14 protein-coding genes are annotated in these 14,042 nt (G+C 40.6%); all 14 read left to right on the forward strand.

The genetic code is table 11. The features are described 5' to 3' along the window. Window positions 1-130 precede the first annotated feature (130 nt). The 14 genes from ACFQ19_RS10325 to cysC all read left to right on the forward strand — a co-directional run bounded on the left by ACFQ19_RS10325 (window position 131) and on the right by cysC (window position 13,968). Window positions 131-1,153 (forward strand): methionine ABC transporter ATP-binding protein, encoded by a 1,023-nt coding sequence (locus ACFQ19_RS10325; RefSeq protein WP_379591999.1) that lies wholly within the window; start codon window positions 131-133, stop codon window positions 1,151-1,153. After that, window positions 1,146-1,814 carry a methionine ABC transporter permease gene (locus ACFQ19_RS10330; protein ID WP_379592000.1) on the forward strand — a complete coding sequence of 223 codons (669 nt, stop codon included), beginning with the start codon at window positions 1,146-1,148 and terminating at the stop codon, window positions 1,812-1,814. Before ACFQ19_RS10325 ends, ACFQ19_RS10330 begins: the two co-directional genes overlap by 8 nt. A gap of 67 nt (window positions 1,815-1,881) precedes the next feature. Continuing rightward, window positions 1,882-2,703: a MetQ/NlpA family ABC transporter substrate-binding protein gene (locus tag ACFQ19_RS10335; RefSeq protein WP_379592001.1), complete on the forward strand. Its 822-nt coding sequence runs from the start codon at window positions 1,882-1,884 to the stop codon at window positions 2,701-2,703. Window positions 2,704-3,260: 557 nt separating this feature from the next. Next, on the forward strand, window positions 3,261-4,049 hold the full coding sequence (gene sufC / locus ACFQ19_RS10340; RefSeq protein ID WP_379592002.1) for a Fe-S cluster assembly ATPase SufC: 789 nt from the start codon (window positions 3,261-3,263) through the stop codon (window positions 4,047-4,049). 17 nt (window positions 4,050-4,066) lie between these two features. Further along, window positions 4,067-5,377 carry a Fe-S cluster assembly protein SufD gene (gene sufD, locus ACFQ19_RS10345; RefSeq protein ID WP_379592003.1) on the forward strand — a complete coding sequence of 437 codons (1,311 nt, stop codon included), beginning with the start codon at window positions 4,067-4,069 and terminating at the stop codon, window positions 5,375-5,377. Then, window positions 5,377-6,600 carry a cysteine desulfurase gene (locus tag ACFQ19_RS10350; RefSeq protein WP_379592004.1) on the forward strand — a complete coding sequence of 408 codons (1,224 nt, stop codon included), beginning with the start codon at window positions 5,377-5,379 and terminating at the stop codon, window positions 6,598-6,600. Before sufD ends, ACFQ19_RS10350 begins: the two co-directional genes overlap by 1 nt. Continuing rightward, entirely contained in the window at window positions 6,587-7,015 is a 429-nt protein-coding gene (gene sufU / locus ACFQ19_RS10355; RefSeq protein WP_379592005.1) for a Fe-S cluster assembly sulfur transfer protein SufU, read from the forward strand. Before ACFQ19_RS10350 ends, sufU begins: the two co-directional genes overlap by 14 nt. A 36-nt stretch (window positions 7,016-7,051) precedes the next feature. After that, window positions 7,052-8,449: a Fe-S cluster assembly protein SufB gene (gene sufB / locus ACFQ19_RS10360; protein WP_379592006.1), complete on the forward strand. Its 1,398-nt coding sequence runs from the start codon at window positions 7,052-7,054 to the stop codon at window positions 8,447-8,449. Window positions 8,450-8,701: 252 nt separating this feature from the next. Further along, window positions 8,702-9,697, forward strand: a complete 996-nt coding sequence (locus ACFQ19_RS10365; RefSeq protein WP_379592007.1) for a TraB/GumN family protein — start codon at window positions 8,702-8,704, stop codon at window positions 9,695-9,697. 319 nt (window positions 9,698-10,016) lie between these two features. After that, complete coding sequence (locus tag ACFQ19_RS10370) at window positions 10,017-10,160, forward strand: YezD family protein (RefSeq protein WP_379592008.1); 144 nt, start codon at window positions 10,017-10,019, stop codon at window positions 10,158-10,160. Window positions 10,161-10,276: 116 nt separating this feature from the next. Further along, complete coding sequence (locus tag ACFQ19_RS10375; protein ID WP_379592009.1) at window positions 10,277-10,990, forward strand: phosphoadenylyl-sulfate reductase; 714 nt, start codon at window positions 10,277-10,279, stop codon at window positions 10,988-10,990. 48 nt (window positions 10,991-11,038) lie between these two features. Then, window positions 11,039-12,184 (forward strand): sulfate adenylyltransferase, encoded by a 1,146-nt coding sequence (sat, locus tag ACFQ19_RS10380; RefSeq protein WP_379592010.1) that lies wholly within the window; start codon window positions 11,039-11,041, stop codon window positions 12,182-12,184. Between the two features lie 28 nt (window positions 12,185-12,212). After that, entirely contained in the window at window positions 12,213-13,289 is a 1,077-nt protein-coding gene (locus tag ACFQ19_RS10385) for an inorganic phosphate transporter (protein ID WP_379592080.1), read from the forward strand. Between the two features lie 58 nt (window positions 13,290-13,347). Beyond that, window positions 13,348-13,968 (forward strand): adenylyl-sulfate kinase, encoded by a 621-nt coding sequence (gene cysC / locus ACFQ19_RS10390; RefSeq protein WP_379592011.1) that lies wholly within the window; start codon window positions 13,348-13,350, stop codon window positions 13,966-13,968. Window positions 13,969-14,042: the final 74 nt, after the last annotated feature.

Raw genomic sequence — 14,042 nt, forward strand, 5'->3', positions numbered from 1 at the left:
GGAACTCCCGCTTAGAAATATAGTTTTCATTCATTTCTTGAAGCGGGAGTCTTATAGCCAGTTACACTGCGATAAATAACAAACAAGAATACATGATAAACAGGATTGTTTACATATAGGAGTGAAAAAAGTGATATCCATTGAAGGGCTGAAGAAAGTATTTTCTTTAAACAATAAAGATGTTGTCGCCGTAGATAATTTAAATCTTCACGTGGAAGATGGAGATATTTATGGCGTGGTCGGTTACAGCGGTGCAGGGAAAAGTACTTTTGTCCGCTTAATCAACAGACTGGAAGAACCATCAGAAGGAACCGTGAAAATCGGCGATAAGGTGATTACCTCTTTATCCAAATCGGATTTACGAATTGCCAGACAGGATATTGGCATGGTCTTCCAGCATTTTAACCTGCTATGGTCCCGTACCGTTGCAGAAAACATCGCCTTTCCGCTTGAAATTTCTGGAGTGGAGAAACAGGAACGTGAAAAACGTGTATTGGAATTGATTGAATTAGTCGGTTTGGCAGGAAGAGAGGACGCTTATCCTGCCCAGTTAAGCGGCGGGCAGAAACAACGGGTCGGTATTGCCAGAGCGCTGGCGAACTCTCCTAGAGTCTTACTTTGTGACGAGGCGACTTCTGCATTGGATCCGGAAACAACGAACCAAATCCTGCGCTTGTTGCAAGATATCAATGAAAAATTAGGATTAACGATTATTCTAATTACACACGAAATGCATGTTATTCGTAAAATATGTAACCGGGTTGCTGTGATGGAACATGGCAAAGTGGTCGAAGAAGGAAATGTTATCGACGTATTTACCAAGCCGCAACAGCAGGTTACACAAAACTTTGTGGAACAGCTGACTGGTTCAAATGAAGAAGAGGAAGACGTAACAGAGTTGAAAGAAAAATTCCAGGAAGGTATCTTATTACGCATCCAATTTTTGGGGGAAAGTGCGAATCAGACCATCATCAGCCAACTTGTAAAGCAGTTTGATATCCATGTGAACATCTTGCAAGGAAAGATCACGCAAACACAGGGCGGAAGCTATGGAACGTTAATCGTTCAACTGCTAGGGCCCCAACAAGATGAGGCGATGCAATATCTGAAAGAACAAGATGTTATAGAAGTGGAGGTAATTCAGCATGCTTGAGGAATTATTTCCGAACTTGGTAGCGGAAGATTTAATTGAAGCATCACAGGAAACAATATATATGACTGCTGTTGCAATGGTTGGGACAACCTTGCTCGGACTGCTTTTGGGATTATTATTGTTTCTAACATCAAAAGGGAATTTTTGGGCTAATAAGCCGGTTAATGCCATCGTAGCTGCATTTGTTAATATTTTCAGAGCCATTCCTTTCATTATTTTAATCCTGCTATTGTTCCCGTTTACTGATTTATTGGTAGGGACCATACGCGGACCGACTGCTGCTTTGCCGGCGTTAATTTTGGGCAGTGCTCCGTTCTATGCAAGGCTGGTTGAAATTGCTTTGAAGGAAGTGGATAAAGGAGTGGTGGAAGCTGCCAAAGCAATGGGCGCAAAAGCAAGCACCATTATCTTTAAAGTACTGCTTCCCGAATCCAAACCTGCACTCGTATCCGGACTGACAGTTACAGCAATTGCGTTAATCGGCTATACAGCTATGGCAGGAGCCATTGGTGCCGGCGGTTTAGGAAACTATGCTTTTTATTTCGGATTCCAGCGCAGAAGCTGGGACGTTGTATTTGTATGTACAGTGATTATTGTCGTGATTGTATTCATTTTCCAATTTATTGGGGATGCTATTACAAGGAAATTGGATAAACGTTAAATGGGATAAAGATGGTATTCAAGTTTGACTTGATTCACATAATAAAAAAGAAAAAGGGGCGTACAAAATGAAGAAGTTAATGTTTTTGATTGCGGCTGGTCTTATCCTTCTATTAGCTGCATGCGGAGGCGATGATGATGCTTCTGAATCGGAAATTACAGTAGGGGCTTCCAGTGTTCCGCATGCGGAGATTCTTGAGGAGGCACAGCCTATCCTGGAAGAGGAAGGTATCACTTTAAACATTGATACGTATCAGGATTATATTTTACCGAATGATGATTTAGAGAATGGCACATTGGACGCAAATTTCTTTCAACACCAGCCGTATCTTGACCAAGCAGTAGAAGATACCGGATACGAAATTGAATCTATTGGTAATGTTCATGTGGAGCCAATTGGCATTTACTCCCAAAATGTTGAAAGCATTGATGATATTCCAGAGGGAACAGAAGTTGTGTTGAGTAATTCCATTACAGATCAAGGAAGGATTTTAACGTTATTTGAAAATAATGGATTGATTACGTTAGATGAGGACGTTGAAAAGTCATCAGCTACAATAGATGATATCGTGGAAAATCCATTAAATTTATCTTTCCATCCAGATGTGGACCCAGCGTTCTTGCCGGAGAATTATGAAAGTGAAGAAGATGCATTGGTTGTTATTAATACAAACTATGCGATTGAAGCAGGATTAAATCCGCTGGAAGATGCTTTATTTATGGAAGATGAAGATTCCGAGTATTTGAATGTAATTGCTGTACGTTCGGAAGATGTTGATAATGAGGCGTTAAACAGATTAGTGGAAGTGCTGCAGTCAGAGGAACTTCAGGATTTCATGCTGGAAAACTATGACGGCGCAGTTGTCCCGACACCAACAAATGCGGAATAAAGAGTATTCGGGAAGAATTTAAAGCATACGGGTTTTATTTTACCTATACCAGATCTTTTTCATGAATTATCCGAAAATATACGTTTAAATCGATTTTGAGCGGGAATCATACCTGTGTTAGCATATAGAATGTGTTAAACAAATGGAAAGGATGATTTATTATTACCACTGAAAATGATTTAAGCTACACTTCGGAAATGGAAAAAGGTATGGGGCAATCCAGAAACATGAATTACGAAGAGTATAATCGAAGCTTGAATAAGAAATTGAAAGTGGAAAAAGAAAGAGAACAAGAGTACCAGAATGCAAAGATGGTTTCATCAGAAGCAAATTCTGGCAACTTTAGATAAAAATAACAGAAGCTGATGTCGACGGGCATCAGCTTTTTAAATGCTAACCGGGTGAAAATCAACCTTAAAAGCACTATGTAAAGCTTTTAAATGACGGATGATAACAGTTGCGAATTAATTTGAAATGATTTAAGATTATAATGAGAATAAATTGAGAATGGATATTTTATTCATTTGATTTAAAATATAGTTTTGGAGGTATGATTTATGTCAGGCTCAGTATTAGAAATCAAAAATCTTCATGTAACCATTGAAGACAAGGAGATATTAAAAGGAGTGGACCTAACGCTTAAAGGTGGCGAATTCCATGCTGTAATGGGACCGAATGGTACCGGTAAATCCACATTGGCATCTGCCATTATGGGCCATCCTCATTATGAGATAACAGAAGGATCCGTTACGCTTGATGGAGAAGACGTTTTAGAAATGGAAGTAAATGAACGCGCCCGTGCCGGTCTGTTTTTAGCAATGCAGTATCCAAGTGAAATCAGCGGGGTAACAACTTCTGACTTCTTGCGCTCTGCAATCAATGCAAAACGCGAAGAAGGCGACGAAATTCCATTAATGCAATTCATCAAAAAATTGGATAAAGATTTAGACTATCTTGATATTGATCAAAATATGGCAACACGTTACCTGAACGAAGGTTTCTCCGGCGGGGAGAAAAAACGTAATGAAATCCTGCAATTAATGCAATTACAGCCAAATATCGCTATCCTTGACGAAATTGATTCCGGACTGGATATTGATGCATTGAAAGTTGTTTCTAAAGGAATCAACCAAATGCGTTCCGATAATTTTGGATGCTTGATTATTACACACTATCAACGTCTCTTAAACTACATTACTCCTGACTTCGTACATGTTATGATGCAAGGCCGTATTGTAAAATCAGGCGGACCTGAGCTTGCTAAACGCCTTGAAGCAGACGGTTATGAATGGATTAAAGAAGAATTAGGAATTGAAGACGAAGAAACTGCAGAACAAAACGCGTAATGTAAGGAGGGGTAATCATGACTGTAGAAACAAAGCTTCCATTCAATCAAGATTATATTCAAGCATTTTCCAAAGACCGTAATGAACCCGGCTGGATGGCTGCGTTTCGTTCCAAAGCTTTGGAAATGGCTGATTCATTAGAAATGCCAAAACCGGATAAAACAAAAATATCAAACTGGAATTTAACAGATTTCCAGCATGCAGATAACCAAGCAGCTGCAATTGCTTCCCTTGATGAACTGCCTGAAGCGTTAAAAGCATACTTTGATAAGGATGCTAATTTGCAAAACTTATATATCCAGCGTAATCAAACAGCTGCATATAATAGTCTTGCACAAGACCTTCAGGATAAAGGGGTTATTTTCACAGATATTTTCACAGCAATCAGGGAGCATAGCGAACTGGTAGAAAAATATTATATGAAAGATGCAGTTGCCGTTGATCAGAATCGTTTGACAGCACTTCATGCAGCACTTATGAACGGCGGAGTTTTCGTTTACGTTCCTAAAAATGTGCAAATAGAAGAGCCGCTGCAAGCTGTTTTCTGGCAGGAAGATGCAGACAGCGCGTTATTAAATCATGTGCTTGTCGTAGCAGAGGAAGGCAGCTCTGTCACTTATGTGGAAAACTATATTTCTCATAATGAAGAAGAAGAAAATGTTGCTAACCTTGTAACAGAGGTATTTGCCCATGATAATGCCCAAGTTGCTTATGGTGCAGTGGATAACTTTGCTGCCGGCACTACCACTTACGTGAACCGCCGTGGTGTTGCACAGCGTGATGCACGAATTGATTGGGCACTTGGACAAATGAACGACGGAAATACTGTTTCAGAAAACATTACCTATCTGATGGGAGAGAATGCAGGTTCAGACGCGAAAGCAGTGTCTGTCGGACGTGGTAAACAGACGCAAAACTTTACCTCCAGCATTCGTCAGTTCGGTAAAGCAACAGAAGGGTATATATTGCAACATGGTGTAATGAAGGGCGCTGCATCTACCATTTTTAACGCAATCGGCAAGATTGAACATGGCGGTACAAAAGCAAACTCCGAGCAGGAGTCCCGTGTATTGATGTTAAGTGAAAAATCCCGTGGCGATGCCAACCCGATCCTTCTTATTGATGAAGATGATGTAACAGCAGGTCACGCTGCTTCTGTAGGCCGTGTGGATCCGCTGCAGATGTATTATCTTATGAGCAGAGGGCTTGAACGTGAAGAAGCAGAACGTCTGGTAATTCATGGTTTCTTAGCTCCAGTGGTTAAACAACTTCCAATTGAGTCTGTACGTAAACAATTAATCCAAGTTATTGAAAGGAAAGTTTATTAATGGACGTAAAAGCCGTTAAGGAACAATTTCCAATTCTTCAACAGGAAGTGAACGGACATCCTTTGGTGTACCTGGATTCTTCTGCAACGTCGCAAAAACCGGTACAGGTGATTGAAGCGGTGAATGATTATTATAAATATAATAATTCCAATGTTCACCGCGGCGTGCATACGCTCGGTTCAAGAGCAACCGATCAATATGAAGGGGCACGTGAAAAGGTTCGGGAATTCATCCATGCAAAGTATTCCAAAGAAATAATCTTTAACCGGGGAACAACAGCAGGGCTGAACCTGGTGGCATCCAGCTATGCCAGAGATAATCTCGGCCCAGATGACGAAATCGTTATCACGCCAATGGAACATCACAGTAATTTGATTCCTTGGCAGCAGGCAGCTAAAGCAACAGGTGCCCGGCTGGTGTATCTCCCGTTACAAGAAGATGGTACAATTGCATTAGATGATGTAAAGAATACAGTAAATGATAAAACAAAAATCGTTGCTGTAACACATGTTTCCAATGTGCTTGGAACGATTAATCCAATAAAAGAAATAACCGAAATTGCACATCAGCACCATGCTGTAATGGTCGTGGATGGCGCACAGGGTGCTCCGCATGTTAAAGTAGACGTACAGGATATCGATTGTGATTTTTATGCTTTCTCTGGTCATAAAATGTGTGGACCAACAGGAATCGGTGTTTTGTATGGAAAACAAGAACTATTAGAAAACATGGAACCAATAGAATTTGGCGGGGAAATGATTGATTTTGTAGATTTATATGATTCTACATGGAAGGAGCTGCCCTGGAAATTTGAAGGTGGTACTCCGATCATTGCCGGAGCAGTTGGGCTTGCGGCAGCAATCGATTTTCTGAATGAAGTTGGTCAAGATGAAATACTGGCCCATGAGAAAGAACTGGCAACCTATGCGTTAGGTCAGATGCAAACAATAGATGGCATCCAAATTTATGGACCGCAGAATCGGGCCGGATTGATTACATTTAATCTGGATGAAGTTCATCCACATGATACAGCAACCGTTCTTGACATGGAAGGAGTCGCTGTACGGGCGGGTCATCATTGTGCACAGCCTTTAATGAAATGGTTAGATGTAGTCGCAACGGCAAGAGCCAGCTTCTATCTCTATAATACAAAAGAGGATATTGATCAGTTAGTATCCGGGCTGGTAAAGACAAAGGAGTATTTTGGGAATGGCTTTGAATAACCTCGATACACTTTACAGACAAGTTATTATGGACCATTACAAAAATCCGCGTAACAAAGGAGCTTTAGAACAAGATTCTGTTACAGTGGATATGAATAACCCGACTTGCGGAGATCGGATTCAATTACAATTGGACATCGAGGATGGAATTGTAAAGAATGCGAAATTCCAAGGGGAAGGTTGTTCCATCAGTATGGCATCCGCATCAATGATGACACAGGCGATTAAAGGAATGGAAGTGGAAGCAGCGGTAAAAATGTCCGAAAACTTTTCTGAAATGATGTTAGGACATGATGTTGACTCAGAAGAGATGGGAGATATTGAAGCACTTCAGGGAGTTTCCAAATTTCCTGCACGTATAAAATGTGCCACCCTTGCTTGGAAAGCCATGGAAAAGGGCGTGCACGAAGAATAAGGCAGAGTTGTAATAATCAGAGGGAGGTTATCAACAATGGCAAAAAATGTACCTGAAATAGAAGAGTACAAATATGGATTTCACGATAAAGACGTGTCTATTTTCCGTACTGAAAAAGGATTAACGCCAAATATCGTGAAAGAGATTTCGAAAATGAAGGAAGAACCGGAGTGGATGCTCGACTATCGTATGAAGGCACTGGAACATTTTTATAACCGTCCAATGCCGCAATGGGGCGGAGACCTTACCGAGTTAGATTTCGATGAGATTGTATATTATGTAAAACCTTCTGAGAAACAAGGCACAACATGGGATGAAGTGCCTGAAGAAATCAAACAGACATTTGATAAATTAGGTATCCCGGAAGCAGAGCAAAAATATCTTGCCGGCGTATCTGCACAGTATGAATCAGAAGTTGTTTATCACAGCTTAAAAGAAGATCTTCAAGAGCTCGGTATCGTATTTAAAGATACAGATACAGCATTGAAAGAAAATGAAGAATTGTTTAAAGAGTACTTCGGGACAGTTGTTCCGTATGCAGACAATAAATTTGCTGCACTAAACTCTGCAGTGTGGTCCGGCGGTTCCTTTATCTATGTACCAAAAGGCGTAGAGGCAACCACACCGCTACAAGCTTACTTCCGTATCAATTCTGAAAATATGGGACAGTTTGAACGTACGCTGATTATTGTAGATGAGGGCGCATCTGTACACTATGTAGAAGGTTGTACAGCACCAGTTTATACTACAAATTCACTTCACAGTGCGGTAGTAGAGATCATTGTAAAGAAAGACGCTTATTGCCGTTATACAACTATCCAAAACTGGGCAAATAATGTGTATAACCTTGTTACAAAACGTGCAGTATGTGACGCAAATGCAACAATGGAATGGATTGACGGAAATATCGGTTCTAAATTAACGATGAAATATCCTTCTATCCTTCTTAAAGGTGAAGGCGCACGCGGAAATACCCTTTCTATCGCTTTAGCAGGAAAAGGGCAATTACAGGATGCCGGTGCGAAAATGCATCACTTGGCGCCAAACACTTCTTCCACCATTGTGTCCAAATCTATCTCTAAAAAAGGCGGGAAAGTATCTTACCGCGGTTTAGTACACTTTGGACGTAAAGCAGAAGGAGCTCGTTCCAACATTGAGTGTGATACACTGATTATGGATAATGAATCCACATCGGATACAATTCCATACAACGAAATCCTGAACGATAACATTTCCTTAGAGCACGAAGCAAAAGTTTCCAAAGTATCTGAGGAACAACTCTTCTATCTGATGAGCCGCGGTTTAACAGAAGAAGAAGCAACAGAAATGATTGTAATGGGCTTCATTGAGCCATTTACAAAAGAACTTCCAATGGAATATGCTGTTGAGATGAATCGTCTTATCAGCTTCGAAATGGAAGGTTCTATCGGTTAAATAAAACTTTAGGGGCTGCTGCACAATGAATCACTTCATTGTGCAGCAGCTTTTTTGTGTACTTCATATCAAGAATAGCTTATTAAATATAATGCATTGAAAGAGGGAAAAGCTATTTAGCTTTTCCCTCTGCTTGATTACATATATAAATAATTTTTAAAATATTTGCTCCATATCTGTTTTATTCTGTTAAAATGTAGTTATTGCTAATTCATTTACATAGGATTGACAAAGTATAGGAGGATTTTTTGCATGAAAAAATTTTTGTTAGCGTTATCGATTGTTTTATTTCTCGGCGTGCTGAGCGCTTGCAGCGGAGACGAGGATGCATCTGAAACAGAAAATGAAGAGGAAGAGCCTGTAACGGAAGAAGATCAGAATTCAGAAGAAGCAGTGGAAGAAGAAGAAGAGGAGGAAAGCGGCGAAGGAAACGGCGGATTCTTATGGAAGGTGGAATCGGAATCCGGTGATACGGAAATGTATTTACAAGGAACGATTCATTTAGGAAATGATGATTTTTATCCATTAGATCCGGCTATTGAAGATGCTTATGATCGGGCAGATGTGGTAATGCCGGAAGTTAATTTGCTGGAAGAAATGCCTTCTCAGGAGGAAATGATGGCATATGCTACATATAAGGATGATACAACGCTGGAGGAGGAACTTCCCGAGGACACCTATGCAGATCTTGCTTCTATTTTGGAAGAAAATGGGCTGGAATTAGAAACAATGAATGAATTTCAGCCTTGGTTTGTGGAGATGATGCTACTTGAATTCGTAACAATGGAAAGTGAGGTAGACTCTCAATCTGCTGTTGATTTATATTTCTTGGAAAAAGCAACAGAAGATGAAAAAGAAATTGTTTCATTAGAAAGCGCAGAAGAACAATTTGAGGTACTCAGCGGTTATTCCATGGAAACACAAATACAGACATTGGAAGCAGCAATAGATGGCTATGAAGATGCTCCTGAGGAAATGGAAGCACTTGCCGAAGCTTGGCTTGAGGGTGACATGGAAGCAATGGAAGATTTGTCTAATGAAGATGCAGAAACTGAAATCAATGCGGAGTATATGGAAGAGTTAAATGATAACCGGAATATCGATATGGCGAACAGTCTGGATGACATTTTACAGGAAGATAGCGGCGAGGCTTATTTTGTCTTTGTAGGGACTGCCCATTTCACGGTTGAACCGAGCATTGTGACAGAATTAGAAGATAAGGGCTATGAAGTGGAGCATGTTTATTAAAAGCAAGCTGTTCGCTTGGAGTAATTTATAGGCGTAAAGGGTTGGCTATTCGTAAAAAGAGACGAATAGCCAATTTCTTTGTGTCTTTTTTAGAAGATAAATCATATCATTAAGATAGGAATACTTTTAGAGGAAGAGGCTGCAAACTAAGAAGTTTTCCGAACAGGGTTTCCGATTTTTCATTTCATTGAAAAAATTTAATAGGAGTGATTGACAAAAGACAAAAATATGGATAGAATACTATTAAACTAATAAATCTTATCAAATTACAGGGAATTAAACTTCCTCAAGCAATAAAAATGAACAGGGGGAAGATAATATGTCAATAGAACATGATGAAGATGATTTTTATTTAAAATTAAAAGAATTATTGAATGATTTGAATTATGGTACGGTGACAATTGTTGTTCAAGACGGGAAAGTCATTCAATTGGAGAAAAATGAAAAAGTAAGATTGAAGTAAATCAAACAACACTGCTGACTAGAAAACTAGAGGCGGCGTTCTTGCCAGAAAAAATTCTGGAGGAGCGGCGTCTTTATTTATAGTCAAGTATTCATTTTTAGAAAGAAGGTTTAGGCATGCAATTAACCTATCAAAAAGCAGCGGAAGCGGATTATAATGTCCTGAATCAAAATCTGGAAAAAAAGGATAGTCTGGAGATATTGAAATGGGCTTACCAGACATATGGTGATGAACTTGTTTATGCCTGCAGTTTCGGGGCGGAAGGTATCGTCCTGATTGATATGATTTATAAGGTGAAAAAAGATGCCACCATTGTTTTTCTGGACACGGATTTTCATTTTAAAGAAACGTATGAATTAATTGAGCGTGTAAAAGCGCGCTATCCGACTTTGAAGATTGAGATGACGAAACCGGATTTAACTCCGGAAGAACAAGCGGAAACGCACGGGGCAGAATTATGGAATGTAAATCCGGATCTATGCTGCAGTATTCGCAAGCTTATTCCTTTGGAGCGGCAATTAAATCAATATACCGCATGGATATCCGGTTTACGGCGAGAGCAATCTCCGACAAGAGCGAATACGCAATTTGTGAATCAAGACAAACGATTTGAATCGGTTAAAATCTGCCCTTTGATCCATTGGACAGAAGAAGAAATATGGATGTATATCCGTTTGCATCAATTGCCGTATAACGAACTTCATGATAGGAATTATCCGAGCATCGGCTGCGAGCATTGCACAAAAGCAGTTTTAAACGGGGAAGATGCAAGAAGCGGCAGATGGGCAAATAGCAATAAAACAGAATGCGGTTTGCATCAGCAAAAATAAGAAGCAATACAGATAGAATGACAATGCATATTATTGGAGGTAAACGTTATGACAACCATTACTCCACATGGAGGAACATTAATTCAGCAATATGATCCGGAATATGATACGCAGGGAATCACACAGGAAGTGAAACTGGATTCCTTTGCATTATCCGATTTAGAACTGATAGGGATTGGCGGATTCAGCCCGTTGACAGGTTTTTTGGGAAAAGCAGATTATGAGTCAGTCGTCAGCGATATGCGTTTAGATGACGGAACGGTTTGGAGTATTCCCATTACCTTGCCGGTTAATGAGCAAGACGTAAATACACTGGAAATCGGCAAACGTGCAAAGCTGACTTTTAACAATGAAGTGTACGGTGTAATCGATATTACAGAAATATATGAACCGAATAAATGGAAAGAAGCAAAGCTGGTCTATCAAACAGAGGATCAGGCACATCCGGGAGTAAAGAAATTATTTGAACGGCCGGATTATTATGTGGCAGGGCCTATTACGTTAACCAAACGATTGCAGCGCGATGGTTTTCAAGCGTATTACCTTGATCCCAAAGATACCAGAGCACACTTCGAACAACAGGGCTGGAAAAAGGTCGTTGGTTTTCAAACAAGAAACCCGGTTCACCGGGCGCATGAATATATTCAGAAAGCAGCATTGGAAATTGTTGACGGGTTATTCTTAAATCCTTTAGTCGGAGACACGAAAGCAGATGATATTCCAGCAGATGTTAGAATGGAAAGCTATGAAGTTCTGCTGTCCAAATATTATCCGCGTGACCGGGTATTTCTCGCCGTATTTCCAGCGGCGATGCGCTATGCAGGCCCGAGAGAAGCAATTTTTCATGCGTTAGTACGTAAAAATTATGGCTGCACGCATTTTATAGTTGGCAGGGATCATGCAGGAGTGGGTGACTATTATGGAACCTATGATGCGCAATTGATTTTTCAAAACTTTACAGAAGAAGATTTGGAAATCACACCGTTATTTTTTGAACATAGCTTTTATTGCAAAGCATGCGGCAATATGGCATCTACAAAAACATGCCCGCATGACAAAGAAAATCATGTGATTTTATCGGGAACCAAGGTACGGGAGATGTTAACCAATGGCGTGACACCGCCGTCTGAATTCAGCCGGAAAGAAGTGGTAGAAGTCCTTATTCGGGGGATGCAGCAGCAAGCAAGCGTGTAAGTAAGATAGAGAGAGGTGTTTGGAGATTATGCTGGTTGCTGTTGCATTTATAATTGCTTTCTTTTTTGCGATGAACATAGGAGCCAGTGGAACGGCCGCTTCGATGGGTCCGGCTTATGGGAGCGGTGCTATTTCTAAAAAGCGAACTGCAATGATTATTGTCGCTATTTTTGCTTTATTAGGTGCATTATCCGGGGGCGAGGTTGTTCGAACCATTGGAAATGGCATTATTCCTCCAGGTGTGCTGGATGTTGAAGTTGTTATTATCGTGTTAGCAGCGGCATGTCTCAGCTTATTCCTTGCCAATATGTTAGGGATTCCATTATCTACGAGTGAAGTCGTTGTCGGCGCGATTGTTGGAGCAGGTATTGCCTACCAGGCACTGCTATTTGAGCAGCTGCTTGTTATCATGGCATTTTGGATTATTACCCCTGTTACTGCATTTTTGATGGGTCTTATTTTTGGAAAATGGATACGCTATGCAGAGAATCGTTGGAAAGAATTGACGGAGCTTGGTAAATGGAAAAGACCATTGGCTTTTTTGCTCATCGCTGCCGGTTGTATTGAAGCGTATGCTGCAGGGATGAATAATGTAGCGAATGCGGTCGGTCCTTTAGTTGGTGTCGGGCTGCTTGATGTCACAACAGCTGTATTGGTTGGTGGACTGTTCGTATCCCTTGGAGCCGTATTACTGGGCGGTCGGGTGCTGGAAACCAACGGGAAAAAAATTACGCAGCTTTCTTTATTACAAGGCAGTGCTGTATCTTTCACCGGGGGCAGCTTGGTAATAACAGCGTCTATTTTTGGATTGCCGGTGCCGCTTACCCAAATAACAACTTCTGCCATCGTTGGTGTTGGCACAGCAGATAAAGGGTTTAAAATGTGGAGGCAGAGCATAGTCAAGCAAATTATCAAAGTCTGGGTGGTTTCACCGGTTATTTCATTAGTATTATCCTATGGACTTATTCTTTTATTTAAAACAACAGATTATTATACACTTTTTGTCATTCTTTCCGTTTTTATTGCGACAGCAGGTGTTTACAGCCTTTATTTGTCCACACGTGCAGAGCGTCGTTCGACTTATGATGAAGGCGGAGGAATTTAACGACTTAAATCTAAGTAAATTTATCAGAATAAAAGGTTAAATGAAGGGGGATGTTTATTTGAAACAAGAAACAAAAGATATTGTTTGGCATGATACAGCTGTTCAGAAAGAAGAACGGCAACAGAGGAATCAGCATGGAAGTTGTATTTTGTGGTTCACAGGACTTTCCGGAGCTGGAAAGTCCACATTAGCCAATGCTTTAGAACATCGCTTATTTGAACAAGGATTAAACAGTTATGTGCTGGATGGGGATAATGTTCGGCATGGTTTGAATAAAGGGCTTGGCTTTGATGAGGAGGACCGTAAAGAGAATATTCGGCGGATCGGGGAAGTCGCCAAGCTGTTTGTAGACGCTGGACTTATTGTCTGCACAGCCTTTATATCTCCTTTTGCAGAAGATCGTCATCGTGTGAGAGCGCTGGTGCAAGAAGATGAATTTGTTGAAATTTATGTGCGATGCTCCCTGGAAGCTTGTGAAGGCCGTGATCCCAAGGGACTTTATAAAAAAGCACGTACCGGGGAGATCAGTAATTTTACCGGCATCAGCTCTCCTTACGAGGAACCGCTGGATCCGGAATTAATCGTTGATACTGATCAGCAATCCATTGATGCGTGTGTTGATGAAATTATTGCATTTTTACAAGAAAGAAAGCAATTGCCTGCAGAATCAATCAGATGAGTTTCCCCTCCAGAAATGAAAGCAGAGGTCGTCATTCATTTAAACATTGCAGGCAATTCCATGAGTCATCAGGT

The organism is Oceanobacillus locisalsi (assembly GCF_042675985.1).
GTDB classification, from domain to species: domain Bacteria; phylum Bacillota; class Bacilli; order Bacillales; family Amphibacillaceae; genus Oceanobacillus; species Oceanobacillus locisalsi.